Annotated in this window: 23 protein-coding genes and 3 pseudogenes; 15 read left to right on the top strand and 11 right to left on the bottom strand. The window is 73.0% G+C overall.

Features of this window, described 5'->3' with window-relative positions; all coding sequences use genetic code 11:
• Positions 1-71 precede the first annotated feature (71 nt).
• The 3 genes from AB5J54_RS34420 (at position 72) to AB5J54_RS34430 (ending at position 3,607) form a co-directional block, all read left to right on the top strand.
• A complete protein-coding gene (locus tag AB5J54_RS34420; protein WP_369147842.1) occupies positions 72-1,274 on the top strand; it encodes an ROK family protein in 1,203 nt (400 codons plus the stop codon).
• Positions 1,275-1,395: 121 nt separating this feature from the next.
• Entirely contained in the window at positions 1,396-2,862 is a 1,467-nt protein-coding gene (locus AB5J54_RS34425) for an ABC transporter permease (RefSeq protein ID WP_369147843.1), read from the top strand.
• Positions 2,863-2,902: 40 nt separating this feature from the next.
• Complete coding sequence (locus AB5J54_RS34430) at positions 2,903-3,607, top strand: ABC transporter ATP-binding protein (RefSeq protein ID WP_369147844.1); 705 nt, start codon at positions 2,903-2,905, stop codon at positions 3,605-3,607.
• Between the two features lie 5 nt (positions 3,608-3,612).
• On the opposite strand, the gene AB5J54_RS34435 is transcribed toward AB5J54_RS34430, so the two are convergent.
• Both AB5J54_RS34435 and AB5J54_RS34440 read right to left on the bottom strand, forming a co-directional pair.
• Positions 3,613-4,542: a M23 family metallopeptidase gene (locus AB5J54_RS34435; RefSeq protein WP_369147845.1), complete on the bottom strand. Its 930-nt coding sequence runs from the start codon at positions 4,540-4,542 to the stop codon at positions 3,613-3,615.
• A gap of 8 nt (positions 4,543-4,550) precedes the next feature.
• Entirely contained in the window at positions 4,551-5,621 is a 1,071-nt protein-coding gene (locus AB5J54_RS34440) for an SPFH domain-containing protein (protein WP_369147846.1), read from the bottom strand.
• A gap of 176 nt (positions 5,622-5,797) precedes the next feature.
• On the opposite strand from AB5J54_RS34440, the gene AB5J54_RS34445 reads away from it, so the two are divergent.
• Positions 5,798-7,234 carry a WGR domain-containing protein gene (locus tag AB5J54_RS34445; RefSeq protein WP_369147847.1) on the top strand — a complete coding sequence of 479 codons (1,437 nt, stop codon included), beginning with the start codon at positions 5,798-5,800 and terminating at the stop codon, positions 7,232-7,234.
• A gap of 26 nt (positions 7,235-7,260) precedes the next feature.
• On the top strand, positions 7,261-7,713 hold the full coding sequence (locus AB5J54_RS34450; protein WP_369147848.1) for a hypothetical protein: 453 nt from the start codon (positions 7,261-7,263) through the stop codon (positions 7,711-7,713).
• 84 nt (positions 7,714-7,797) lie between these two features.
• Here the strand turns inward: AB5J54_RS34450 and AB5J54_RS34455 are convergent, their stop codons facing one another.
• From AB5J54_RS34455 to AB5J54_RS34465, 3 genes are all read right to left on the bottom strand, one after another.
• A complete protein-coding gene (locus tag AB5J54_RS34455; RefSeq protein WP_369147849.1) occupies positions 7,798-8,220 on the bottom strand; it encodes a DUF350 domain-containing protein in 423 nt (140 codons plus the stop codon).
• A gap of 134 nt (positions 8,221-8,354) precedes the next feature.
• Entirely contained in the window at positions 8,355-8,969 is a 615-nt protein-coding gene (locus AB5J54_RS34460) for an HdeD family acid-resistance protein (protein WP_369147850.1), read from the bottom strand.
• Between the two features lie 34 nt (positions 8,970-9,003).
• Entirely contained in the window at positions 9,004-10,380 is a 1,377-nt protein-coding gene (locus AB5J54_RS34465) for a dipeptidase (protein WP_369147851.1), read from the bottom strand.
• Positions 10,381-10,551: 171 nt separating this feature from the next.
• Here AB5J54_RS34465 and AB5J54_RS34470 point away from each other — a divergent pair, with 171 nt between their 5' ends.
• Both AB5J54_RS34470 and opcA read left to right on the top strand, forming a co-directional pair.
• Positions 10,552-11,103 carry a DoxX family membrane protein gene (locus tag AB5J54_RS34470; RefSeq protein ID WP_369149551.1) on the top strand — a complete coding sequence of 184 codons (552 nt, stop codon included), beginning with the start codon at positions 10,552-10,554 and terminating at the stop codon, positions 11,101-11,103.
• Between the two features lie 82 nt (positions 11,104-11,185).
• Positions 11,186-12,097, top strand: coding sequence for a glucose-6-phosphate dehydrogenase assembly protein OpcA (gene opcA / locus AB5J54_RS34475; RefSeq protein ID WP_369147852.1), 912 nt, complete (start codon positions 11,186-11,188; stop codon positions 12,095-12,097).
• 238 nt (positions 12,098-12,335) lie between these two features.
• Here opcA and AB5J54_RS34480 read toward each other — a convergent pair whose 3' ends face one another.
• The gene (locus AB5J54_RS34480) at positions 12,336-13,091 is read right to left on the bottom strand and encodes a class I SAM-dependent methyltransferase (RefSeq protein WP_369147853.1); all 756 of its coding nucleotides are present in this window, start codon (positions 13,089-13,091) and stop codon (positions 12,336-12,338) included.
• 11 nt (positions 13,092-13,102) lie between these two features.
• Positions 13,103-14,188, bottom strand: coding sequence for a cytochrome P450 (locus tag AB5J54_RS34485; RefSeq protein WP_352029332.1), 1,086 nt, complete (start codon positions 14,186-14,188; stop codon positions 13,103-13,105).
• Between the two features lie 397 nt (positions 14,189-14,585).
• On the opposite strand from AB5J54_RS34485, the gene AB5J54_RS34490 reads away from it, so the two are divergent.
• On the top strand, positions 14,586-15,758 hold the full coding sequence (locus AB5J54_RS34490) for a cytochrome P450 (RefSeq protein ID WP_369147854.1): 1,173 nt from the start codon (positions 14,586-14,588) through the stop codon (positions 15,756-15,758).
• A 126-nt stretch (positions 15,759-15,884) separates the two neighbouring features.
• Here the strand turns inward: AB5J54_RS34490 and AB5J54_RS34495 are convergent, their stop codons facing one another.
• Positions 15,885-16,853 (bottom strand): acetylxylan esterase, encoded by a 969-nt coding sequence (locus AB5J54_RS34495; protein WP_369147855.1) that lies wholly within the window; start codon positions 16,851-16,853, stop codon positions 15,885-15,887.
• Positions 16,854-17,107: 254 nt separating this feature from the next.
• On the opposite strand from AB5J54_RS34495, the gene AB5J54_RS34500 reads away from it, so the two are divergent.
• Positions 17,108-17,389 carry a hypothetical protein gene (locus tag AB5J54_RS34500; RefSeq protein WP_369147856.1) on the top strand — a complete coding sequence of 94 codons (282 nt, stop codon included), beginning with the start codon at positions 17,108-17,110 and terminating at the stop codon, positions 17,387-17,389.
• An 89-nt stretch (positions 17,390-17,478) separates the two neighbouring features.
• Entirely contained in the window at positions 17,479-19,857 is a 2,379-nt protein-coding gene (locus AB5J54_RS34505) for a CHAT domain-containing protein (RefSeq protein ID WP_369147857.1), read from the top strand.
• Between the two features lie 22 nt (positions 19,858-19,879).
• Here the strand turns inward: AB5J54_RS34505 and AB5J54_RS34510 are convergent, their stop codons facing one another.
• Complete coding sequence (locus AB5J54_RS34510) at positions 19,880-20,293, bottom strand: hypothetical protein (RefSeq protein WP_369147858.1); 414 nt, start codon at positions 20,291-20,293, stop codon at positions 19,880-19,882.
• A 148-nt stretch (positions 20,294-20,441) separates the two neighbouring features.
• Here AB5J54_RS34510 and AB5J54_RS34515 point away from each other — a divergent pair.
• The 3 genes and pseudogenes from AB5J54_RS34515 to AB5J54_RS34525 form a co-directional block, all read left to right on the top strand.
• Positions 20,442-20,897: pseudogene (locus AB5J54_RS34515) on the top strand (SRPBCC family protein); the annotation flags it as partial.
• Between the two features lie 434 nt (positions 20,898-21,331).
• Positions 21,332-21,631 (top strand): annotated as a pseudogene (locus AB5J54_RS34520) (cytochrome P450); the annotation flags it as partial.
• A 34-nt stretch (positions 21,632-21,665) separates the two neighbouring features.
• A complete protein-coding gene (locus tag AB5J54_RS34525) occupies positions 21,666-22,148 on the top strand; it encodes a hypothetical protein (protein WP_369147859.1) in 483 nt (160 codons plus the stop codon).
• Positions 22,149-22,638: 490 nt separating this feature from the next.
• Here AB5J54_RS34525 and AB5J54_RS34530 read toward each other — a convergent pair.
• Positions 22,639-23,053, bottom strand: a pseudogene (locus AB5J54_RS34530) (short-chain dehydrogenase); the annotation flags it as partial.
• Positions 23,054-23,276: 223 nt separating this feature from the next.
• On the opposite strand from AB5J54_RS34530, the gene AB5J54_RS34535 reads away from it, so the two are divergent.
• Positions 23,277-23,801 (top strand): AAA family ATPase, encoded by a 525-nt coding sequence (locus AB5J54_RS34535; protein WP_369147860.1) that lies wholly within the window; start codon positions 23,277-23,279, stop codon positions 23,799-23,801.
• A gap of 40 nt (positions 23,802-23,841) precedes the next feature.
• Here AB5J54_RS34535 and AB5J54_RS34540 read toward each other — a convergent pair whose 3' ends face one another.
• Positions 23,842-24,915: a tyrosine-protein phosphatase gene (locus AB5J54_RS34540; protein ID WP_369147861.1), complete on the bottom strand. Its 1,074-nt coding sequence runs from the start codon at positions 24,913-24,915 to the stop codon at positions 23,842-23,844.
• A gap of 335 nt (positions 24,916-25,250) precedes the next feature.
• Here AB5J54_RS34540 and AB5J54_RS34545 point away from each other — a divergent pair, with 335 nt between their 5' ends.
• Entirely contained in the window at positions 25,251-25,922 is a 672-nt protein-coding gene (locus AB5J54_RS34545; RefSeq protein ID WP_369149552.1) for a DUF4097 family beta strand repeat-containing protein, read from the top strand.
• Positions 25,923-25,949 lie beyond the last annotated feature (27 nt).

Raw genomic sequence — 25,949 nt, forward strand, 5'->3', positions numbered from 1 at the left:
CTAGCGCAGAAGAGTTCGGTGACCGAACTGTTTTCGTGAGAGCGAAAGGGACGACTAGGCTTCCGCTCACCATGAACCAGCCCACGGAACCCAAGGCCGACAAGTCGGGAGTGCGCCGGCACAACCTGAGCCTCGTCCTGCGGACCGTCGCCGAGGCCGGCGAGACGACCCGGGCGGCGGTCGCGGCCCGGGTCGGGCTCACCCGGCCCGCCGTCTCCTCCCTCGTCGAGCAACTCCTCGACCTCGGCTTCCTCGTCGAATCGGGCAAGACCTTCAGCGGGCAGGCGGGACGGCCGGGCACCGTGCTCAAACCGGCGGACACCGGCCCCGCCGGCCTCGGCGTCGAGATCAACGTCGACTACGTCACCGTCCGCGTCGTCGACCTGACCGGCACCGACCGCGTCCGCCGCACCGAGCGCCTCGACAACCGGGAGGCCGACGCCGCCGGTGTCCTCGCGCGCGCCGCGGGCATCGCCGCCGAGGCCCTGGACGAGGCCGCCGAGCGGCGCCTCGCCCCGGCCGGAGCCGCGCTCGCCCTCCCCGGACTCGTCTCCGGCGGGACCGTCCGGCAGGCCCCCAACCTCGGCTGGAACGAGGTCCCCGCCGAAGCCCTCTTCGCCCAGGGCCTCACCACACTGCGCCCCGCCACCACCGGGCTGCCCGTCACCTCCGACAACGAGGCCAACATGGCGGCCCTGGCCGAACTGTGGTCCGGCTCCCTCGGCGACATCCGCACCTTCCTGCACCTCACCGGGGAGATCGGTGTCGGCGGCGCGATCGTCGTCCACGGCGAACTCCTGCGCGGCGCCCACGGCTTCGCCGGCGAGATCGGTCACCTCGTCGTCGACGCGGAAGGCCCGCGCTGCCGCTGCGGCTCCCGCGGCTGCCTGGAGCAGTACGCCGGACAGGCCGCCCTCCTCGCCTCGGCGGGCGCCACCGGCGTCCCGGACCTCGCGCGCCGCGCGCAGACCGGGGAACCGCGCGCCGTCACCGCCCTCGCCGAAGCCGGCCGGATGCTGGGCCGCGCCCTGTCGGGAGCCGTGAACCTCCTCGACCCCGAGGCCGTCGTCCTCGGGGGCATCTACCCGCAGCTGATGCCCTGGCTGACGCCCGCCCTCACCGAGGAACTCTCCGCCCGCGTCGTCTCCGGCCTCTGGACCCCGGACGCGGGGCGCCTCCGTCCGGCCTCCGCCGCCACCGACGCCTCGCGCGGCGCGGCCGCCCTCGTCCTCCACGACGTCCTGGCCGACCCGCTGAACTACGCGCCGCAGTAGGGGTCCTCCACGGGTGCCCCGACCTACGCGCCGCAGTAGCCCCCCGCGCGTCCGGTCGCTCTCATCCCGCTCTCACGCGGGCCTTATCCCGTCATCACACGACGCCCCTACCTTCGCGCCCATGTTCTTCACCTACCTCCGGCGCGAGCTGCGCCGTCGCAGAAAGGCGGCGCTCGTCGTCGCCTCCGGGCTCGCGCTCGGCATCGCGCTGGTCATCGTCGTGAACTCTGTGTCCTCCGGCATGAGCCGGGCCCAGGGCAAGGTCCTCGAATCCCTCTACGGCCTCGGTACGGACCTGACGGTGACCAAGGCGCAGGAGCGGCCCGCCGAGGGCGCGCAGCCGCAGCGGCCCCGGTTCGAGTTCGAGGGCAAGGAGGACGGCAAGGAGCAGAGCAGCGACCGGCTGATGGTCCAGGGCTTCCAGACCCTCGCCGACTCCACCGTCGGCACGGTCGCGAAGCAGCAGGGGGTCGGCAAGGCCGTCGGCGGCCTCAGCCTCGTCAATCTGAAGATCAACGGCGAGTTCAAGCGCGGTCAGATCCAGCGCGGCCAGGCCCAGCAGGCCCAGCCCGGCGGCCCGGTGGGCGAGAACGGCGGCCCCGGCGACACCGTCACCGGCGGCGGCGCGGCCTTCGACGTCGACTCCTTCACGATCTACGGCACCGACGTCACCGCCCCCGACCTCGGCCCCCTCACCACCTCCACCGTCTCCACGGGCCGTACCTTCACGACCACCGAGGCGAACGCGAAGGTCGCCGTCGTCGACAGCGCCTACGCCCAGGAGAAGGACCTCTCCGTCGGCGACGAACTGACCGTCAAGGGCGTCGAGTTCGAGGTCATCGGCATCGCCACCGCCGACAGCGGACAGTCCGCCGCCCAGGTCTACCTGCCGCTCGGGCAGGCGCAGACCCTCTCCGGCTCCGCCGGCAAGATCACCACCATCTATGTGAAGGCGACCGACTCGACGCGCATCGACGCCGTCAAGACCGCCATCCAGGAGAACGTCTCCGGCACGACGGTCACCACCTCCGCCGACCTCGCGAAGACGGTCTCCGGCTCGCTCGACACCGCCGCCGACCTCGCCTCGAACGTCGGCACGTGGCTCTCGTACGCCGTGCTCCTCGCCGCCGTCCTCGTCGCCGGGCTCCTCACCTCCGCCGCCGTCGGACGCCGGGTCCGCGAGTTCGGCACCCTGAAGGCCCTCGGCTGGAAAAGCGGCCGGGTCACCCGCCAGGTCGTCGGCGAGGCCCTCGTCAACGGCGTCATCGGCGGCGCCCTCGGCATCGCGATCGGCCTCGCCGGCGCGTACGCCGTCACCGCGGCGAGCCCGACCCTCACTGCCGAACTCGGCACGAGCGGAGGTGGGTTCGGGGGCGGACGCGGCGGCGGCATGGTCCTCGGCGGCCCCGGCATGTCCCGTACGGCCGTCGGCAAGACCGTGGACATCGCGCTCACCGCCCCCGTCAGCGTCACCACCGTGGGTCTCGCCGTCCTCCTCGCCCTCGGCGGCGGACTCGTCGCGGGCGCCTTCGGCGCCTGGCGCGCCTCGCGGCTCCGCCCCGCCGACGCGCTGCGCCGCGTCGAGTAGCCGCCCGCCCCCCTCACCCACGGACCACAGGAGTCCCACCATGTACGAACTCATCGGCGTCACCAAGCAGTACCGGCGGGGACAGAAGAGAGTCGACGCGCTCGCCGGGATCGACCTCACCCTCGCCCAGGGGGACCGGCTGGTCATCCAAGGGCCCACGGGCGGCGGCAAGTCGACCCTCCTCCAGATGCTCGGCGGGCTCGACCGGCCCACCTCCGGCCAGGTGCTGCTCGACGGCACCGACCTGGCCGCGCTCTCCGAGCGCCGGCTGACGGCCGTGCGCGGCGAGAACATCGGCTTCGTCTTCCAGAGCTTCAACCTCATCCCCACGCTCACCGCGCAGGAGAACGTGGAGACCGCGCTCGTCCCGCTCGGCGTCAAGGCCGCCGAGCGGCGCGCCCGGGCCGCCGAGGCGCTGGAGTCGGTGGGCCTCGGCGAGCGGCTCGGACACCTGCCGTCCGAGCTCTCCGGCGGCCAGCAGCAGCGGGTGGCGATCGCCCGCGCGCTGGTGAAGCGGCCGAAGGTGCTCCTCGCCGACGAACCCACCGGCAATCTGGACGAGTCGATGCGCGACGAGATCGTGGACCTGCTCGAAGGGCTCTGCGCCGAGCACGGGCTGACCTTCGTCATGGTCACCCACGACAGCGCCGTCGCCCGCCGCGCTCCCCGCCTGGCCACGATCCGGAAGGGCCGGATCACGATCAAGGAGAACGGGCGGACGACGGCGGACCGGGTCGAGGCCTGAGTCCTCTAGACGGACACCCCGTGGGCGCGGAGATAGGCCAGCGGGTTGATGTCCGAGCCGAAGTACGGCGTGGTCCGCACCTCGAAGTGCAGGTGCGGACCCGTCACCCGCCCGGTCGCCCCCGACCGCGCGATCCGCTGCCCGCCCGACACGCTCTGCCCCGGCGACACGTCGATGCGGGAGAGGTGCGCGTACTGGGTGTAGCGCCCGTCCGGATGACGGATCACCACCTCGTAGCCGTACGAGCGCCCGTACCCGGCCGTCACGACCCGGCCCGGACCGGCCGCGCGGACCGTCGTACCGGACGGCACCGCGAAGTCCTGCCCCGTGTGGTAGCCCTTCGACCAGGAGCCCGGCTGCCCGTAGTACCCGGTGAAGACGTACGAGGAGACGGGCGTCGTCCAGCCCCGCGTGGACGGCGAGGAGGGGGCGGACGGCTGCGCGGGGCGGCCGGTCCGCTGCTCGTACTTCCCTGCGTGGCCGGTCCAGTACCAGTGGCCGCGTGACTGGTACCAGTACACGCGGCACCGGGGGTCCCAGCCCTGCCGGCCGTGGAAGACCGGCTCGCCGGTGCGGCCTCCGCCGGTCTGCCGCTGTCGCGCGCCGCCCGGGGCCTGGGAGCGCTCCTTGTACGTGGCGTGGTGGCTGGTCCAGCGCCACTCGCCCGCCTCGTTCCGGAACCAGTACCGGGAGCCGTCCCAGCCGGCGTGCGCCGGGGCGGGCTCGGCGGCGGCCGTTCCGGCGCCCGCGCCGGTCAGGGCGACCACGCCGACGGTCGCGACGACCGCGCGGCGCACCCCGTGCAGGGCGCGCTGCCCGCCCGGCGCGCTGCCCGCCCGCGCGGCCTCGGCGCAGCCCGCGCACCCGCAGTCCGGCGGTATCTCGTCGGCGAAGGCGGGGACGTCGAACTCGGGATCGGGGGTGCTGTGGCTCACGATGCTCCTCACTCCTGGTGGTTCGGTTCGGCTCGGCCGCCACTCCGGGTGTAGAAGGCCACGGTCAAGTCCTTGACCAGGGCCTGGCGTTCGAAGTCGTCGAGCTCGACGAGCCCCCGCGTCGTCAGCCGGGTCACGGTGTCGTCCACGGCGTCGATCACACCCGTCAGGACGGAGTCCCGGTGCTTGGCGTCGAGAACGGCGATCTGCCGCCGGCGCATGGCGGCGGCGACCTCGGGGGCGTACTCGATACGGGTCGGCTGGGCCGAGAAGACGGCGATGCCGACCGGCCGGCACTCGGCCGCGAGCATCCGGGTCAGCGCGTCGCCGACGGCCTCGGCGTCCCGCAGGGTCGGCGCGTCGCCCCGGAAGGCGTCCGCAGGCAGCTGCGAGAGCACGCGCGCGGTGGCCGCCTCCACCTGCTCGCGCAGATAGCCGAGATGGTCGTCCACGGCGAGCAGCGCGCGGGCCGTGTCCCGTACCGACCACACGACCAGGACCACCACGCGCAGCGCCGAACCCTCCGCGTCCACGACGGCGATGGGCTCGCTGCGCCAGTGCCGCAGCCGAACGTCGATCCGGCGGCGCAGGACGAAGGGGCTGATCCAGACGAGGCCGGTGCGCCGGACGCTGCCCCGGTAGCGGCCGAAGAGCGAGAGGACCCAGGCGGAGCCCGTGCGGCCGCGGGTCAGTCCGCCGAAGGAGACGACGGCGACGACGGCGCAGGCGGCCAGCGCGGCCCACTGCCACGGCGGCAGCTCGACGGCGCTCAGCGGGCGGGCGCGCCACAGCGCCGCCGCCACGCCCGCGAGTGCGGTGAGGCCGGTGAGGACGGCGGCCCAGCCGGGGACGGCGGGTCCCGGACGCTCCGTCAGATCGGGTTCGGCGGGAGGGGGACGGCGGGGGAGTGTGACCGACGGGGCGGGCGCTTCGGCCGGTTGCCCTGTCGCGCGCTTCGGTGACGCCGGGAGGATCCGGGTGGGCCGGCCCGGGTCCGACCGGAAGAGGTCGTTCATCGGTATGCCGTCCGTGGGCCGGCGGGTGCGGACGGGCAGGGGCCGTTTCTGCAGCTCGGTCATGGGGCCCTTCCGGCCGCACCTGAGGTGACGGCTCGTCGGATGATCTTCACGCACCATGGTCACAGGGGTGAATGTCCGGAATGCCGCGACGAAAGTCCCGAATGCCCGGGTCTTTGGTCCCTTGGCCATGGCTTCACCGCGGGCCGTTGTCAGTGGGGGCCCCTACCGTTTTCACCATGACGACGACGACCTATCTGGAGCTGTCGCAGGACGGCGGCGGTGCCCACAAGTTCTACGAAGTGACCGTCGAGGACCTCGCGGTGTCGGTCCGTTACGGCCGGATCGGCTCGGACGGGCAGACCCAGCGCTCCACGTTCCCGACGGTGGCGAAGGCCCAGGCCGCGGCGGCGAAGAAGATCGGCGAGAAGGTCCGCAAGGGGTACGCCCCCGCCGTCCGGGGACAGCGTGCCGCGCGTCCCGTGACGCGCCGTGAGGTCACCTCCGCGCCCTCCACCGCGCGCGCCGTCGCCCCCGTCCTGTGGCGCTTCCGCACCGGCTCGGCCGCCTTCGGCATCCACGTCGACGAGGAGCGCTGCTGGGTGGGCAACCAGGCGGGGGACGTCTTCACGCTCGACCGCGCCGGCGAGGTGCAGGCCCGGTTCGGCCTGCCCGACGGCGTCAAGTGTCTGGTCGCCGACGACTTCTGGATCTACGCCGGCTGCGACGACGGCAAGGTGTACGACCTCTCGTCCAAGCTCCCGTTCGCCGCGTACGACATCGCCACCGACGTCGACATCTTCTGGCTCGACATCCACGAGGGCGTCCTGCACGTCGCCGACCGCTCCGGCCGGCTCACCGTCATCGACCACGAGGACGAGCACCAGTGGGCGCGCGGCGGCCAGGGCGAGCACGCCTGGATGGTCCGCGCCGACGGCGACGCCGTCTACTACGGGGACACGAAGGGCGTCGCCGCCCACGCGCCGGACGGCGGCGGGGAGCGGTGGCACACGGCGACCGAGGGCGGGGTCCTCTTCGGCTGGCAGGAGGACACCGCGGTCTACGCGGGCACGTCCCGCAAGAAGGTGCAGCGGCTCGCGAAGAAGGACGGGCGCGTGGAGGCGGTGTACTCCTGCGACAGCCCGGTGTACTCCTGCGCCACCTCGCCCGGCGGCCGGTTCGTCTTCGCCGCCGACTCGGCCTCCTCCGTCTACTGCTTCGCGGAGGACGGCACCCGGCTGTGGAAGCTCGGTACGGGCGGCGGTTCGGCGCTCTCCATGCAGTACCGGGACGAGCGGCTCTACCTGGTGACCACGGACGGTTCGCTCGTCTGCGTGGACGCGAGCGAGGAGGCGATCGAGGCCGCCCAGCAGGGCACGGTCCCGGTCGCGCGGGACATCAAGCTCGCCGCAGCCCTGCCGGTGTACGAGCCGGCGACGACCGTGACCGCGGTGACCGCCGTCAGCGACGCCCCGGCCGGCTCGGTGGTCGTGGAATGCGTGACCGAGGGGGGCAGGACCCGGGTGCGGGTCGTCTCGCAGGGATACGACTCCGGGTGGAACGTCCAGTTCCCGCGGGCGATCCGGGAACCCGGCGCGCGGTACGTGGTGGACGCCCTGCACCCGGCCGCGGGCGGGTTCTACCGGGTGCGCGGCGACATCCGGCGGCTCCTGTGACGGCCGGCGAGGGGAGCGGCTCGGGGGTGTTCGAGGCGGCCACGGGCGACGGGCCGCCGCTGCCCCCGGCCGAGGCCGAGCAGCGGTCGCGGGAGATCCGCGCGGCCGTCGACGGGCTGCTCCAGATCCGGCGGCTGACCCTGAGCCGGGGTGGCGACCCGAGGACCGTGCCCGCCGACTGGGAGCGGCGCCGACCGGTCCGCGCGGTGGCGCTCGCCCTGGAGTCCGGCGGGATCACGCCCTCGTCCGTGGACGCCTCCGGTGTGCGGCTCTCCACCGGCTACCGGGTCACGGCGGGGGAGCGGCCCGGCACGGTCAGGGTGGAGTGGCTCGGCCCGCCGGGCGCGGGCGCCGCCCAGGAGGAGGCGGCGGCCCTGGGCGCGTGCGTTCCCGCGCTCGAACGGCTCGGCTGGGAGGCGCTCCTCTACAAGGGGCCGCGCGGCCGCCGCTTCCTGGAGGCCGAGCCCATGTCCCCGTGAAGGGTCGTCCGTCAGACGATCGAAGGCTTGCCCGTCAGCCGATCGAAGACGATTGCCCGTCAGGCGATCGAGGACGCTTGCCCGTCAGGCGATCGAGGCGGAGACGATCGCCGAGACCGCGATGTTGCAGGAGGCCGTCACCCAGACCGCGGGGTGCGGCTCGGGGTCGACGAGCGTGGCACCGAGCTTCCCCGGCGTGACCAGGTCGACGACGAGGAAGGCCACCCCCATCATCACCAGGCCGAGCAGACCGAACGCGGCCGTGGAGACGAGGCCCTTGCCGAAGTTGTCGTACGTCGTCCAGATCGACGTGAAGACGATGCCGCCGATCCCGAGGAGCGCCGAGCTCAGCAGGATCGCGGCGTTGCGGTTGCGGTCCTCCCAGATCTGGCGCCCGAGCTTGCCGGGGGTCAGCAGGTCCACGAGCACGATGCCGAGGATCAGCAGGACCACGCCGAGGGAGCCGTAGGCGCCGGCCCGGCCGAGGCCGTTGACGATGTCGCTCATGAAATGCCGGCTCCGAACGTGGTGATCGCGGGGGATCGGTGGTCAAGGACCGGCAAAATGTAGCGCACGGGTGAACGAGAACCGCCGCCCGCCCGGAGATCGGGCGGGCGGCGGGCGCGGGCGGCCATCACCTGCTAGGCGCCCGGCGGAAGGCCCTTGGCGCGGGAGCGGACCATGACGGCCGTGATGACCTCGACCACGCCGACGACGAGGAGCCAGACGCCGGCGAGGACCGTCAGCACCCTGGCCGACTCCAGCGGGGACACGATCAGCACGATTCCGGCGAGCGCGCTGACGATGCCCAGGAAGATCTGCCAGCCGCGCGCCGGCATCGCCGGGTCGGACGCCGCCGCCACGGTCTGGGTGATGCCGCGGAAGAGCCAGCCGATCCCGATCCACAGCGCGAGCAGCAGGGTCGACTGCGTCGCTCCCCGGAAGCAGAACAGGCCGAGCAGGATCGACAGCGCACCACTGATGAAGGCCATGACCCGCAGTGCCGTGGTGGCGTGCGTGCCGAAGGCGGCGACCAGTTGCATCACACCGCTGAGCAGCAGATACAGACCGAAGAGCACCCCCACCACCCGCAGGGAGGCCTCCGGCCAGGCCAGCACCATGGCGCCGAGGATCAGCGAGACGAGCCCGGCGACGAGCAGGGCCTGCCAGGCGAAGCCCGCGAGGATCCCCAGGGGCCCGGGTGGTACGTCCCCTCGCGCGTCGCGGCCGTACGGAGAGTCATCAGTCTGTGTCATGGGACGGCACCGGTCCTTTCGTTGCGGGTCGGGGTCACGGCAGAGCGCCGTAGGAGTTCAGGAACAGCGCCTCGGCCAGCGCCATGTGCTCGATCTCGGAGGGATCCACGCTCTCGTTCGGCGCGTGGATGAGACAGCCCGGCTCCTCGACGCCGATCAGGGCGATCTCCGCCTCCGGGAACTGCGCGGCGAGCACGTTGCACAGCGGGATCGAGCCGCCCTGCCCGGACTGCACCATGTCCTTCCCGTACGCCTCGCGGAGCGCCGCCCCCAGGGCCCGGTAGGCGGGTCCGTCGGTGCGCGCCCGGAAGGGTTGGCCCGCGCTCTCCGGTTCCACCTCCACCCGGGCGCCCCACGGGGCGGCCGAGGTCAGATGGTCGGTGAGGGCGCGCAGGGCGTCGCCCGCGTCGGTCCCCGGGGGCACCCGCAGGCTGACCCTGGCCCGTACCCTCGCCTGGATCGCGGCCGAGGAGCCCACCACCGGCGGGCAGTCGATGCCGAGGACGGTGACGGCAGGCCGGGCCCACAGCTCTTCGGCGACCGAGCCCGTGCCGAGGAGGGACACCCCGTCGAGGACGCCCGCGTCGGTACGGAACTGCTCGGCCGGGTAGTCCACCCCGTCCCAGACGCCGGCGTCGTCCAGGCCCTTGATCGTCGTGTTGCCCTGCTCGTCGCGGAGGCTGTCGAGGATCCGGACGAGCGCGGCGAGTGCGTCGGGTGCCGGGCCGCCGAACATCCCGGAGTGCATCTCGCCCTTGAGGGTGGAGACCGTCACGACGACATGGGTGAGCCCGCGCAGCGAGGTGGTGGCGGTGGGCAGGCCGAGCGCGAAGTTGCCGGTGTCGCAGACCAACAGGGTGTCGGCGGCGAACAGTTCGGGCCGCAGCGGCACGAGCTGCTCAAGACCGCCCGTCCCCTGCTCCTCCGAACCCTCCGCCACGAACTTGATGTTCACCGGGAAGCCCCGGCCCTCCGGCCCGCCGAGCGCGCGCAGCGCCGTCAGATGCATCGCGATGTTGCCCTTGCAGTCGGCGGCGCCGCGCCCGTACCAGCGCCCGTCGCGCTCGGTCAGCTCGAAGGGCGGCGTCCGCCAGGCGACGTCGTCGAGGGGCGGCTGGACGTCGTAGTGGCAGTAGAGCAGCACCGTCGGTGCCCCTTCGGGGCCCGGAGCGTGTCCCACCACCGCGTCCGTGCCGTCCGGGGTCGTCACCCGGCGCATGTCGCGGAGCCCCGCCTCCGTGAAGGCCCGGACGAGGAAGTCGGCGGCCTTCGCGCACTCCTCGGGCGGGAACTGACGCGGGTCGGCGACCGAGCGCAGTGCCACCAGCGCGGTGAGGTCCTCCTTCGCCCGGGGCATCAGCGCCCGGACCCTCTCCCGCAGGGCTGCGGTCTCGGGGGACTCGGCGGACATGCGTACCCACTTCCCTCGGGGACGAAAGCCCACTCAGTCAAGCAACAGTGGGCGTTCGCCGCAAAACATGACTCAAGTGGACTATTCCGGGTGGGGTTCGGAGGGCGCCCGGGAGCCGCCGGGACCAGAGTGGACGACGTACGCCTCCGCCTCCCGCACCTGGAGAACCTCATGTCCCACCCCAACCGACGCGATCTCGGGCTGCTCGTGCTGAGGGTCGGCACGGGTGCCGTGCTCGCCGCGCACGGCACGCAGAAGCTCCTCGGCTGGTTCGGGGGCGGCGGCATCGAGGGCACCACCAAGGCGATGGAGGCCATGGGCTTCAACCCGGGCCGCGAGAGCGCGATCGCCGCCGGTCTCGGCGAGGCGGGCGGCGGAGCACTGCTCGCCCTCGGCCTGGCCACCCCGGTCGCCGGTGCCGCCGCGGCCGGCGCCATGGCGGGAGCCGTCTCCGTGCACGCCCCCTCCGGCTTCTTCGCCATGTCCGGCGGCTACGAGTACCCGGCCTTCCTCGGCTTCACGGCCGCCGCGATCGGCATCGCCGGCGCCGGACGGTACTCCCTCGACCACGCCACCGGGCACGTCCTCGACCGCCCCTGGGTGGTGGTCACCGCCTTCCTCGGCACGGCGATCGCCGCCGCGGCCGTCGTCGGCCGCCGCGCCGTCGAACAGGCCTCCCCCGCACCGGAACCCGACCCGGGCCCCGGCCCGGAAGCCGCCTAGCAGGCACCTCTCGGGGGGACCCGCACGCGTCCGCCGCGCGGGAGGGTTAGGCTCGCCGCAGAGGAAGGGACGGGCGCCGCACATGAAGATCGATCTGACGGACACCGACTCCAGCAAGATCAACAAGGCGATCCTGCAGGGGCGCAGGGCCGTCGGCACACCCGCCGTCGGCGCCGTGCTCACCCTCGTCATCGTCACCGACGAGGAGAACGCCTACGACTCCGTCAAGGCGGCCAACGAGGCCTCCCGGGAACACCCTTCCCGCACCCTCGTCGTCATCAAGCGCCACGCCCGCACCCCCCGGGAGCGCTACGAGACCCGGCTCGACGCCGAGGTCCGGCTCGGCACCGACGCCGGCTCGGGCGAGACGGTCCTGCTCCGGCTGTACGGCGAACTCGGCGCCCGCGCCGACTCCGTGGTCCTGCCCCTGCTGCTGCCCGACGCGCCCGTCGTCGTCTGGTGGCCGGTCGACGCCCCCGAGGTGCCCTCCCGGGACCCGCTGGGCTCGCTCGCGCAGCGGCGGATCACCGACATGTACGCGGTCGAGGACCCGCTCGCCGCCCTGGAGCGCCGTGCCGCCTCGTACGCCCCCGGGGACACCGACCTCGCCTGGACGCGGCTCACCCCGTGGCGCTCGATGCTGGCCGCGGCCCTCGACCAGGCGCCGCTCACCGTCACCTCCGCCGCCGTCGAGAGCGAGGCGGAGAATCCCAGCGCCGAACTCCTGGCCCGCTGGTTCGAGGTCCGGCTCGGGGTCGCCGTCGACCGGGTCGTCACCGACGGCCCCGTCGTCACGGCCGTGCGCATGGGCACGGCCGACGGCGAGATCCGCATCGACCGGCCCGAGGGCCCGGTCGCGCGGCTCGCCATCCCCGGCCAGCCCGGCCGGGTCCTCGCGCTGAAGGTCCGGACCACCGCGGAGCTGATCGCCGAGGAGCTCCGCCGCCTGGACCCGGACGAGGCCTATGCGGCGGCACTGCGGGGGCGCGCCTGAACCGCCGACCCCCGTGTGGGCAATCGTCCCGCTGGGCGGGACGGGTGGGCACACGGGACGGCGCCCTCTAGCGGCGCCTCCGCGTTCCGAGCCTGGACCCGCACCCGATGCGCGGCGCACGCGTGGTGCGGGTCCAGTTGCGTAAGCCTCTGGCGCCGGCAAGGGCGCCGTCCGTTGTGCCCACCCGTTCCGCCCCTTGCGGAACGCATGCCCACAACGGGCGGGGCGCGGGCCCGGGTCAGGTCCCTCGTGTGAACAGCAGCACGACGTCCGCCCCCCGCCTCACCCGGGGGACGTCCGGGTTCGGCAGGGCGAGCAGGCGTGACCTGGTCTCGTCCACCAGGCGCGTGGCCTCGCCGCCGACCGCCCAGGCGCCGGTGAACAGGCCGCGGGAGAGCGACGCGGCCATCGCCCGCGGTGACACCTGGAACGACGTGGGCCGCTCCGAGGCCGTCCCCTCGTAGACGAGGCCGTGGGCCGCGGCGATCGGGGCCAGCCACTCCGGGCCGTCGCGGCGGCTGCCCTCCGGATCGAGTCGGTTCTCCAACTCCCCGACGAGGAGGCCGATGTCGTCCGTCGGGCGCGTTCCGCCCGCCGGGATGACCAGATAGCGCCCGCCCGGCCGCAGGACCCGTCCGACCTCGGCCAGGACGGCCCGGTTGTCCGGTCCGGCGTGCAGCAGCCACGTCGACACCGCCTGGTCCACCGACCCGCTCTGTACCGGCAGCCGGCAGGCGTCGGCCACCGCGACCCGTGCGCCGAGCCGGTCCTTCGCCCGGGCGAGCATGCCGGGCGAGAGGTCGAGTCCGTGCACCGTGTGCCCGAGCGAGGTCAGTTCGGCCGCGACGATGCCCGTGCCCACGCCGATGTCGAGCACCGGGCGCGCAGGGTCGAGCAGCGGTGCCAGCATCCGGGCGAAACCCGCCGCCCGTTCCGTACCGCCGCGCGACTCGTCGTACTTCGGCGCGATCTCGTCGAACTCCGCGACCGACACCGTCCTCCCCCTCACGCCTGCGGGGTGAAGGTCACCGGCAGCGTCGCCATGCCGCGCAGGATGCCCTCGCGCCGGCTCAGGTCCGCGTCCGGATCGGCGAGCCGGAGGTCGGGGAAGCGCCGCAGCAGGGTGCCGATCGCGATCCTGGCCTCCGCGCGGGCGAGCGGGGCGCCCAGGCAGAAGTGCACACCATGGCCGAAAGCGAGCTGTTGCGGCACCTCGCGGCGGGCCACGTCGAGGATGTCGGGACGGTCGTAGCGCGCCGGGTCGCGGTTGGCCGCGGCGAGTCCGATGATGATCATCTCGCCGGGCGGCACGGTGACCCCGCCGATCTCGTACGCGTCGACGGTGAAGCGCGCGACGCCCCGGCTCACCGGCCCCTCGTAGCGCAGGAGTTCCTCGATCGCGCCGGGCAGCAGCGAGGGGTCGTCGCGCAGCGCGGCGAACTGCTCGGGGTGGCGCAGGAGGGCGTGGACGCCGTTCGCGATGAGGCTCGCCGTCGTCTCGTGGCCGGCGAGCGTGAGCAGGATGGCCATGGCCGTCAGCTCGCGGTCGCTGATCTTCTCCTCGGCCTGCGCGGCACAGAGCGCGCTCAGCAGATCGTCCTTCGGGTCCGCCTTGCGCGCGGCGATCAACGGCTCGAAGAACTCGGTGAGTTCGGCTCGCGCCCGGGCTCCCTTGGCGAGTCGCTCGGGGGTGTTCGGCGGCATGATGAGGCCGACCGCGAGGCGGGCGAAGTCCGGCTGCCCCTCGGCCGGGATGCCGATGAGCTCGCTGAGCACGGCCATCGGCAGCGGCAGGGCGAACTCGGAGACCAGATCGGCCGATCCGCGCGCGGCGATCGCGTCGAGGAAGGCGTCGGTGTGCGCCTGGACGCGCGGCGCGAGCGCCTCCACGCGGCGGAAGGTGAAGGCCTTCGAGACGAGGTTGCGCAGCCGGGTGTGGTCCTCGCCGTTGGCCACGAGCATGCTGGCCATCAGGACGTTGGTGCGCTCCTGGTGGGCCATCTCCTCCTCGAGGCCGTTGACCCCGACGGGGCTGCTGCTGAGGCGCGGGTCGGTGAGCGCGGCCACCGCCTCGTCGTAGCCCGTGACCATCCAGACTTCAAGGGTGGGATTCAGCCGGACGCGCTGGACGACGCCGTGCTCACGGATGCGTTCGAAAAGCGGGTAGGGGTTGGGCTGTTGAGCGACGTTTACCGGGACATCGTGAACGATTGTCTGGTCTTGACCGGTCATCTTCCGTAACTCCCCGAAGCTTTGTGAAAGATCTGAGGCAGGTAGTCATACCAGCCACCCCAGTTGCGTGGTAGCGTCACCGGCGCTCGGCTCGGATGATGTACGGGGAAGGACCGGCGAACCGCCGGTGAAGCACCAAACGAGGCGTTCCACCCACCGGTGTTCCGGCGTCTCGTTCGCTCGACTCGGAAAGCAGCCAAGGCCTCAACCAGGCCCGATGCACAGGGGGAGACGTTTCGTGGAGCAAGCGGCAGCCGTGGACCCGATTCTGGATCTGGCCCGTCCGTCGATCCTGCGGAACCCCTACCCGGCCTACGCCCGGCTGCGGGACAGCACCCCCGTCTTCTGGCACGAACTGCTCGGCTCCTGGGTCCTGACGCGCCACGCCGACTGCCTCGCCGTGCTCACCGACAGCAACCGTTTCGCCTCCGACTGGCGCCGCGCCGGCGAGGACATCCCCGCGCCGCTGCTCAGCGTCCAGACCCTCGACCCGCCGGAGCACACGGCCATCCGGCACCTGCTGCTCGACGGCTTCCGCGCCCAGGACCGCCAGGCCCTGCACGACGGTCTGGAGCACCGGATCGCGGACCTGCTCGCCGAGCTGGCCGAGCGGCCCTCCTTCGACCTCGTCGGAGAGCTCGCCGAACCGGTCGCCCTCCGGTTCGTCACCGCCTTCCTCGGGGTCCCCGCGCCCGAACTCGACTGGTTCGTGCCCATGTCCCGTACCGTCGTCGACGGCATGGACGCCGGGCTCTGGCCCGAGAAGCACGAGCCGGCCGTCGCCGCCCGCGCCCGGCTCGCCGAGTACGCCGGAGGATGGCTCGCGGATCCACCCAAGGAAGGGCTGATCGCGTACGTCGCCGAGCACGCGGCGGACAGCGGCGTGGCAGAAACGGTTCTGCGGAACAGTCTGCGCGCGGTCCTCCACGCCGGATACGAATCCGCCTCCCGGCTCCTCGGCAACGCCGCGGCCGCCCTCCTCACCACCCCCGGCGCGCTCGCCGCGTTCCGGGCGAGCCCGGCCACGGCCGTGGACGAACTCATGCGGTACGACGCACCCGTCCAGGCGGACGCCCGGGTCTGCGTCACCGACACCGAACTGGGTGGCGTCACCCTCAAGGCGGGTGATCCGGTCACGCTCCTCCTGGGCGCGGCCAACCACGACCCGCTGCGGTTCGACCACCCCACAGAGCTGCGACTCGACCGCGCCCCGAACCCGCACCTCGGGTTCGGACGCGGGGCCCATGCCTGTCTGGGCGCGTCCATGGCGATCCGGCTCGCCGGATCGGTCCTCGGGGCCCTGGCCAGGGACTACCCGGACGCACGGGCGGTCGCGGAACCGGACCACCGGCGCAATCTGACCCTCCGCGGTCTCGACCGCTTCGAGGTCACCCTGCGCCCACGAGCGGGGGAGGAGGTTCGACCATGAAGTACTGGCACTGAAACCAGCGAGCGTGACGCCCGTCCGGGAGGCGGGCGGCACGCCGGTGTACGGCTCACGTGCACCCCGCCGGAGCCCGGGCCCGCTGCGCGGTCCGGGCTCCGGCCCCTTCCGCTACCGGAGCCTCCCCGGCAGCCAGCGGAGCTGCGCCGCCTGCTGGAACGTTCCGCCGCCCTCGTGGTCGTTGAAGTCGTACAGCTCGATCGCCTTCTCCTCCGCGGCGTACGCGTTGAAGGCCGCGAACACCGTCGACGGCGGGCACGTCTCGTCCTCCAGGGCCGTCGAGAACAGGGCCGGGGCCGTGGCGCGGGCCGCGAAGTGGACGCCGTCGAAATAGGCGAGGGTCTCCCTGACCCGCTGCACCCGGCCGCGGTGCGTCTTCAGGTAGTTGCCTATCTCGCGGTACGGCATGCGGTCCGTGATCGTCGTCGCGCGCGGGAAATCGCACAGGAACGGGACGTCCGGCGCGACCGCCACCAGATTCCGCACGAGACCCGCCACCGCCAGCGTGATGCCGCCGCCCTGGCTCCCACCCGTCACCGCCGTACGCCCCGCGTCCACCAGGGGATGCGAGCGGGCCGCCTCGACGGCGCGCACCGCGTCCGTGAAGACCCGCCGGTAGTAGTAGGCGTACGGGTCCTCGACGCCGCGCGTCATGAAGCCCGGGAACGAGGGCGCGCTGCCCACCGGATCCGGGGTGTCGCCGGTGGCCCAGCCGCTGCCCTGCCCGCGCGTGTCCATCACGAAGTGCGCGAACCCGGCCGAGGCCCAGAGCAGATGCGTGTGCGGAAGGCCCCGCCCGCCGCCGTACCCGAGGAACTCCACCACCACGGGCAGCGGTTCGGACGTCCCGGCCGGCAGCACGAACCACCCCTTGACCGGGTGCCCGCCGAACCCCGCGAAGGTCACGTCGTACACCTCCACCGTGGCCAGCCCCGTCGCCACGGGCTCGAAACGTGCGTCCAGCTCGTGCGCGCGGGCCTCGTCGAGGGTCTTCGTCCAGAAGGCGTCGAAGTCCTCGGGCTCCACCGACGCGCTGCGGTAGGTGCGGAGCCGGTCGACGGACAGGTCGAACTGAGTCATGGAAACCGCCTGGTGAGTGAGGCTTTGTTCGAAATACCGACCGGTCGCCCCGGCCGCTCCCACCCTAGGGCGCGCCCCCGGCGATTCATATACGTGAACCCTCCGGGGTCCGGCCGGGGTCCGCCCGGGCGGACACTCCGCGCGGTGAACGCCGCGAGAACACCACCTGGCCGTCAGTCGTGACATCCTCGGACGAACCGCCCACGCCGACGTCCCGCTGTGGGCTTTCCTCGTCTCCTGTGCGGAGGGATGCCTTGCTCATCAGTCACGCCGTACGTCACGACGCCCTGCACGTGACGCTCCACCGGGACCTGGACGTCACGAACCGCGCCGCGGCCGCCCTCCAGATCCAGGCCCTCGTCCAGGAGCACCGGCCCGCCCGGGTCGTCATCGCCGTCCCGGCCGCCGACCCCAGCCCCGCCACCCTCAGCGCCCTCGCCCGCGCCCACCGGATGTGCGCGGGCCTCGGCGTGCCCCTGACGCTCAGCGGCGCCAGCGACCGCACCTGCCGCCTCCTGGACGCCAACAGCGCCTGAGACGGCGGGGCCGGGCCCGTTGCCCCCCTCCTGCGCGGGGGATCCAGAATGATCCCATCGGCCGGTCCGGAACGATGGAGGCAACACCTGTGCTGCACGACGACGCGTACGCGTGGCCGCCGCGCTGGGAGCTGGAGGCGGAGCTGCGCGCCCTGCGGGACTCCGCGTGGTGGCACCGGCCGGAGCTGGAGGAGGAGGCCCGGCGCGCGTGGGAACGACTGCTGTGTGACGCGGACATGGACGAGGAGGGCTTCACGTCCGCGTTCCACGAGATCGGTGCGGCTTTCCCGGGCGCGAACGAGACCGTGCTGCTCTTCCGTTCCAGGCCCGTGGTCGTACCGCGCGGCGTTCCCGGCGGCTTCCCCGACGAGGTCCCGGCCGAGAGCGGTCCACCGCCCACCCCCGCCCCGGGGCACGTGGACGAGCGTCGACCGGAGACCGAGCCGGAGACCGAGCCGGAGCCCGAGCCGGAGCCGGAGCCGGAGCACGAGCCCGAGCCGGTCCACCGGGCCGAGCGCAGGAAGCACCGCAAGGCCCGGCCCTGGCGCTGGTCCCGGACCCGGCCCGAGGTCCCGGACATCACGCAGCCCTGGGGCGCCTCGCTGCCGCCGTGGACCGAGCACGCCACCGGACGCGCGCCCGGGACCGCGGCGCCCGAACCCGCCCCGGGGCGTGCGCCGGCCCGCCCGGCCGAGGAAGAACGGTTCCTCAATCTGGCCGTCGTATGGCCGCTCTCCCGGGAGGCCGTCCCCGAGGACCGTGTCCTCGCCTCCGGGAGCCGCTACGAACTCCGGGTGGACATCGGCGACCTGTCCCCGAAGAGCCTGCTCGCGGGGCAGGCCACGTCCTTCCCCGAAGGGCCGCTCGCCCACGCGGACGACGAAGGCCGGGGCGACTGGCTGGACGTGACCGTCATCAGCGAGGACTTCGTCCTCCCTGCGGTCGCGCACCCGCTCTTCCTGCCGCTGAAGGGCGGCAGTTGGGTCTGCCCGTGCGGGCCCGGCGAGCGGCACGCGTGCGAGCCGCGCCACCGGGGCCGGTACCTGCACATCCCGTTCACCGCGCCGGAGACGCCCGGCCCGGCGCGGATGCGGGTGCACGTCGCGTACCGCGGCAACCAGCTCCAGTCGGCGTCCCTGACGGCCGTGGTCGCCGCCCGGGAGAGCGCGGGCGGCGCGACGACCGCCGTCGTCGACTACACCCTCACGCCCGGGTTCACGGACCTCGCCGAGCTGCCCGCGCGGACCGCGGGCGTACGCATCGGCCGCGGCGGCGACGGCACGATGACGGTCGACGTCACCTCGCAGCACGGTCCCGTGGCCACGTTCTGGCTCGGCGACCATCAGGTGCGCGACGTCCTGGAGAAGGCACGCGCGGCCCTGCTCGACTGTCACGCCTTACGGACGGGGGAGGGGGAGAACCGCGGACTGGAGAACCTGCTCGACCAGGACAACGGCAAGTCGCCCGAGGCCCTGCTCCACGACATGACGAAGCTGGCCCGGCTGGGCTGGTCCTTCTTCCAGCTGGTCGCGCGCGGCCGGACGGAACGTGCCGCGCTGATGCGCGTCCTGCGCGAACCCGCCCAGATCCAGATCTGCCGCGAGGAACACCAGTACCTCGTCTTCCCATGGGGCCTGTTGTACGACATCCCCGTCGAGAGCCGGGCGCAGCTCGTGCCGTGCGGCCCCGGCTGGGAGCAGGTCAAGCGGGACACCACGGCCCGCTGCTGCCCGGCGGAGGGGCGGCACACGCTCAACACCCTCTGCCCGTACGGCTTCTGGGGATACCGCCACTTCATCGAGCACCCGCCGTCCGTCCCGCGCGGACGGCGCCTGCGGCTCACGGCGGGCCGCGAGGGCGCCGCCCCCGTGCTCACCGTGGCCCGCGGCAACCGCCTCGACCGGCGCCTGTCGGACCGTCACATCGCCACCCTGCGCTCACGGTTCCGATGGGTGAACGTCTACGACTACAGCGCGGCGCTGCGCCAGGCCTTCATCGGCGACCCGGGCGACTGCGTGTACTTCTACGGGCACGGCCGCCGGCCCCGCGCCGCCGACGGCGAGTTCTCCAGCGCCACGGTCCTGGAGATCGGCCGGACGGACCGGATCCTCCCGCAGGACCTCAAGGCCTGGGCGGTGGACGAGGGATGGGACCGCTGGGACGAACTCGCCCCCCTCGTCTTCCTCAACGGCTGTCACACCGCCGACCGCGACCCCGCCTCCTGGCTCGGCTTCGTCGACACCTTCACCGAACTCCACGCCTCCGGAGTCATCGGCACCGAGATCACCGTGGACCAGGCGCTCGCGAGCGAGTTCGCCGAACTCTTCTGGGAGGCGCTCCTCGCCGGGCAGGAGGTCGGCCCCGCCCTGCACGGCGTCCGGATGCGGCTCCTGCGCAAGGGCAACGTCCTGGGGCTCGCCTACACGGCGTACTGCTCCGCCGCACTCCGCCTGCGCGGCACCGTCTGACCGGGGGCCGGCCCGGCGCCGGTCACTCCTCGCCCATCCACGTGGACGTCGAGGCGGACGTGGAGGCGGACGTGGACGTGGACGGGCCGGCACCGGCCTCCTCCCGCGGCGCCGGGACCGCATCGGAGGCCTCCGCCGGCACCGGGACCTCCGCACGGAGCCGCGCCTTCGCCCTGGCCTCGGACCGGTCGACGAGCAGACCGGCCACGAAGTAGCCGAAGAAGCCGACGAACAGACCGATGCCGTAGGCGGCGAAGAGATCCGGTTCCGCGAACTGGTTGTTCACGACCGCGCCGCCGCCCAGTGCCGCGATGATCGTGACGAGATCGGCGATCCGCGACCCGGCGGCCGCGCGCCGCAGCGTCCGGTAGGCGATCCAGCCGATGACCGCGCCGAAGGCCCCGGCCCCCCAGAGGCCGAGCGTCGAAACCTGCATGTGTGCTCCTCGATTCGCCGGTGCCTGCGCGGATCAAGGTACCGGCGCGGCGGTTCCCGAGTGGGACGTCTGTACAGCCCGGTCGTGGGTAGACGCGGCGGTGGAATGTCCACCGGAAACACCCCCGGCCACCGAAGGAGGCCACACCATGAGCAAGGTGGAGCAGACGATCGATGTGGACGTACCGCTGCGGAGCGTGTACGACCAGTGGACGCAGTTCGAGGAGTTCCCGAGCTTCATGGAGGGCGTCGAGGACGTCCGGCAGATCGACGACCGGCACTGCCACTGGCGGACCAAGGTCGCCGGAGTCCGGCGCGAGTTCGACACCGAGATCGTCGACCAGCTTCAGGACCAGCGCATCGCCTGGCGCACCACCGGAGGCGACGTTCACCAGAAGGGCGTCGTCAGCTTCCAGCCCCTGGGCGAAGGCCACACCCGGGTGCGGCTCGCCATGGACGTGGAGCCCGACGGCATGGCGGAGAAGGCCGCCGACGCCCTGGGGATGCTCGACCGCCGGGTCAAGGGCGACCTCAAGCGCTTCAAGGGCTTCATCGAGGAGCACGGGGACGCGACCGGCGGCTGGCACGGCCGGATCCGCCCCGACGAGGCCGGCACCGCCAGGGGGACGGGGACGACCGGGAAGGGTCCCGACGCGATGCGGGAGCCGCCCGGACCGATGAAGTCGCCCGGAACGACGGGTACGCCCCCGGAGACCGGGTCCTGGTCGCTGCCGCCCGACGACGAACCGGGCATGCGGTGACCGCACCGTCCCGCGCCCGCGGCGCGGGGGCCGGCTCCTCGGAGCCGGCCCGTTCCCGTTGCGGACACCCCGGTCGCGGCACGTCCCCGCCACCCGCCGAGCCGGTCCTCGGCACGCGCGCGTGCCCCCGCTTCCGCGGGGTAACCGCACGGGCATGACCCCACCGATCCAGGACTGCACCGTTGCGCTGCTGCTCCAGGGATACGGCTGGCTCCCCGACGCGCGTCGCAGGGCGCCGAACGGCGACGTCGTCCCGGGCGGCGGCGTCCGCGCCGGACACGCCGCTCGGGGCCGTCGCCCGGCACCGGGAGGCCGGGTGCGCGCTGCTCGACATCCACACCGCCGCCGTGGAGCTCCTGAACATCGCACGGCCGGCGATCGCCGTCGCCTGCGAGGACGCGCTGCTCCTCCTCGACGTGTACGGCCAGAACCACGACGCGGCCCTCTGGCCCGACCCGTACCGCTTCGCCCCCGGCCGCCTCCTGTCCCGGCCGCCGCACCCGGACGCACTGATCCCGCAGGGCGGCGGAGACACCCGTACCGGCCACCGCTGCCCCGGCGAGGACATCACGGTCGCCCACGGACGTCCGGCAGGGCGCTACGGTCGTGCTCGTGGAGTCCGAGACGGCGTTCGCCGACGAAGAGTTGTTTCCCCGGGACCAGCCCTGGGACGCGGTGTTCGACGCCCTGAGCGTGTCGCACAGCGAGTTCTGGCTGGTCGCCGACGACATGCTCGGCGCCGACCTCGTGAGCGCCGTCCCGGAAGGGGACACCTTGAAGGGCAACGGCGCAGCCGTCGGCATTCCGACGCAGCTCTCCGCGAGGCGCATCGCGGTCGTGCTCTCCGTCTGGGAGGAGCCCGCGCCGGACGGGCGAGGCGTCCTGCTGGGCACGTCCCGGATCACGGCACCCGGCAGGGAACTGTCCCTCGTCAACGTGGAGGGCAGGGAGCCGGGCCCCGTCCTGGTGCTCCCGGACGAGGGCGAGCACGAGGTGAAGGTATGGCGCCTCGCGCCGGCAGAGGCCGGCGGTCCCGAGCGCTACGACGTCCGGGTGTGGCCCGCTGACCGCGAGGACTCGTTCAGGTCTGGGTGACCAGCGCGACGCACAGGGCGGCGAGGCCGAGGGCGAGCCAGGCCAGGTAGTCGCCGAGATGGCCGGAGTGCAGACGGCGCAGCGCCCGTACCGCATGGACCACCGGGTGGCGCGCGGACAGCGCGGGGCCTCGGTGACGGACCGCGACGGTCGCCGACGCGGCCGCGAGGGCCGCGGACAGCAGGCCGAGGAGTACCCCCGGTACGGTCCACTCGGCCTCCGGCGCCGTGGCGCCCGTCGGGGGTGTGCCGGGCCCGCCGAGGACCGCGGCGGCGTAGCGGGCGGGGGCGGTGAAGACGGCCGCCCCGTGCGCCAGGGCGCCGGCGACGGCCGGGAGGCAGCCGATGAGCGCGGCCAGGGCCAGCAGGACGGCCGGGACGACGGTCATGGGGAGCGGCAGGGTGCGCCGCGGTGCGCGAATCTCGGGTTCCTCGCCCTCGCCGGTGGTCTCCTCCTCGCCCGGACGGCTCCGGGGCACGGGGCCGACGCCGAAGCGGCCGTGCGCCCCGAACTCCCGCACGGCGTCCACCGGCGCGAACAGGTTGACCGGGTCCCCGGCGGGCCGTCGGCTGCCGTCCTGCTGCGCGTCGAACCCCGTCCGGGCGAGGTAACGGTCGAGGAGCCCGGGTGCGACGGCGTTCGCCACCAGGGTGGCGACGGTGCTGCCACCGACCCAGTACTCGCGACGCCGGGGGTGGTCGGCCGCGTACAGCACCGCGCGGGCGGCGACCTCCGGCTGGTAGACCGGGGGGCACCGGCCGCGCCCGCTCCGGGAGGCGGGACCTGACCCAGTCGAACTGCGGGGTGTTCACGGCCGGCATCTGCACCATCGTGATGCGCACCCGGGTGCCGGAGGCGAGCAGTTCGCAGCGCAGCGCCTCGTGCCGGCCCTGGAGCGCGGCCCCGCTGACCACGACGGTGCGTGGTGCGGTCTCCACTTCGTCCATATGGGCCCGGCTCTCCCGGATCCGGACCGGCAAACGTCTCTCCGTCCGCGTCAGCGCGTCTCGACGAACAGCCGGCTCTGATCCTCCTGCCCCAGTGCGAGACGCCCGGGAATCCGGGCCGAAGGCGATCCCGCTCCTCGATCGAGACCACCCGCGTCCCACACCGCGCTAGCGTGGGGCCGTGATCGTATGGCTCAACGGCACCCATGGCGCAGGCAAGACCACGACCAGTGCACTCGTACAGCAACTGATCCCGGATTCACGGGTGTTCGACGCCGAGAAGGTCGGCGAGACGCTCATGGACATCACGCCGGGACTGCCCGAGACGGACAACTTCCAGCACTGGCCGCCGTGGCGGCCGCTCGTGGTCGAGACCGCTCGCCACGTACTCGACTACACCGGCGGCACTCTGGTGATCCCCATGACCGTCCTGGTCGAGCGGTACTGGCGCGAGATCGGCTCAGGACTCGCCCGGCACGCGATTCCGGTACGTCACTTCGTCCTCCATGCCGACCAGGACACCCTCCGCGCGCGCATCGCGGGCGACACCGTTCTCGGCCCCGACTCCCCGTTCCGGCTCGCGCACCTCGAGCCCTACGCCGAGGCGGCCCGTACATGGCTGCACGCGGAGGCGGAGGTCGTCGACACCACCCACCTCACGCCCGCCCAGGCCGCCCTGCGGATCGCGGAGGCCGCCAAGGGTTGAGGGCCGCTCGTCGATCGCCCCTGGGCGTGGCCTCGTCCGGTCAGCCGACGAGGAGGTCCTTCTTGAGGCGCTTCAGCTCGATGTGGTCGATGCCGAGACCGTCGTTCAGGTAGCGGTCGAAGGTGCCGTACTCCGCCTCGACCTCGTCGTAGCCGGAGTTGAGGTACTCGGGGCGGACGTCGAGCAGCGGCTTGTAGACGGCGGCCTGCTGGGGCGGGAGGTGGCCGAGGAGGGCGTCGTTGGCGGCCTTGCGGTACGTGTTGCTGGCGAGGTAGTCGGCCATGACGGTGTTCCGTGGCACTCCGAGGGCGGTGAGCAGGGCGGCGTCGGACCAGCCGGTGCGGTCCTTGCCGGCCGTGCAGTGGAAGAGCACGGAGCGGGCGTCGTCCTCGCGGATGCCGTCGAAGACCTGGGTGTAGGCCTTCCTGCCGCCGTCGCCGCTGACCATCGCCTTCTCGGCGTCGATCATCATCCGTTCGGCCTCGGCCGGGGTCTTGGGCATGGCCTGGAAGGCGCCGGAGCCCGCGAAGACGTCGGCGACGACGTAGTCGGCTCCGGCCGGGACGTTGTCGGGGGCCTTGGCGCGCTCGTCCTGCGTGCGCAGGTCGAAGACGGTTCGGACGCGCAGGCGCTGGAGCTTGGCCAGGTCCTCGGCGGTGAGCTTGTCGAGGGCGTCGGAGCGGTAGACCTCGCCCATCCTGACCCACTGGCCGTTCTCGGTGCGGTAGCCGCCCACGTCACGGAGATTGACGGTTCCGGAGAGCTGGACAAGGCGGTCGGCGAGGCGCAGGCCCTGGCCGCGGTCGGCCTCGAACCAGAACCACTGACGGTCCGCGACGGGCAGCCCGGTGACCACGGCGCGGCCTGAGGCGCCGCCCCTCGCGACGACCTTGCCGTCGGCGCGGATCTCCACTCGCCGGACGCCTTCCGCCTCCCAGGTGAGCGTGAAGGAGCCGTCGGCGCCGGCGGTGACGGTGGCTGCGGTGAACGGGACGGCCTGACCGGACCGGTGCCGGAAGGCCTGGTCGGGAAGTTCCCGCGCGGAAGCGGGGACGGCGGCGGTGAGGGTGAGGGCTGCGGCGACGGCCGTCGCCGAGAGGATTGCCTTGTTCATGGCCGTGACACTGGGCGGCCGCGGCGAACGTCATATGAACGCGACATGGCTGGATCCCGCCCCGCCGACGGCGAGTGGCAAAACGTGCCACCTCTGCATCATGTGACGGCGCCCTGCTCGTCCAGCTGTTCCCGCAGGCGCCCCTCTGTAACATTCACCTTCAGTCCATTGCAACGATCACATGGCTGTCGTTGCGTTAATCTCCAAGATCATAGCAACGATCTTCCTTCTTTTACCTGCAGTTATGGCTATTTGCGGCTGCAGGGCGGTTGATGGAATCATGAATGCAACGTAGCTTTTCCCTCATCGGAAACAGCGAGCTCAAGGAGAGCACCATGCAGATCTTCGACACCCCCGGCACCATCTCCGCCGTCCTCGACATCCCCGCGGGACGCATCCGGTTCATCGCCACCGACCGGGCCGACACCGTGGTCGAGGTCCTGCCCGCGGACGCCTCGAAGCGCCGCGACGTGCAGGCCGCGGAGAAGACCGAGGTCGCGTACAGCGACGGCGTTCTGCGGATCGCGGCCCCGGAAGCGAAGAACCAGCTCCTCGGCGACTCGGGATCCGTCGAGGTGACCGTCCAGCTGCCCGTCGGCTCCCGCGTCGAGACGAAGACGGCCAGTGCCGAGTTCCAGGGCGTCGGACGGCTCGGCGACGTCGACTTCGAGGGTGCGCAGGGCACGGTCGAGCTCGACGAGACCGCGAGCGCCCGTCTCGCCCTCGCCGCCGGCGACGTCTCCGTCCGCCGCCTGGGCGGCCCCGCCCGGATCAGCACGCAGAAGGGCGACATCCGCATCACCGAGGCCGTGACCGGCACGGTCACCCTGAGCACCGAGCACGGCGCGATCTCCGTCGGCGCCGCCCGCGAGGTCTCCGCCTCCCTGGACGCCCGCACCTCCTACGGCCGGATCCACAACTCGCTCACCAACACCGAAGGCGACGCCGCGGGTCTGAACATCCACGCGACCACCTCCTACGGCGACATCACCGCCCGCGGCCTCTGATCCGCGCGGCGACGCGCCGTGGTACCA

The organism is Streptomyces sp. R44 (assembly GCF_041053105.1).
Lineage (GTDB): Bacteria > Actinomycetota > Actinomycetes > Streptomycetales > Streptomycetaceae > Streptomyces.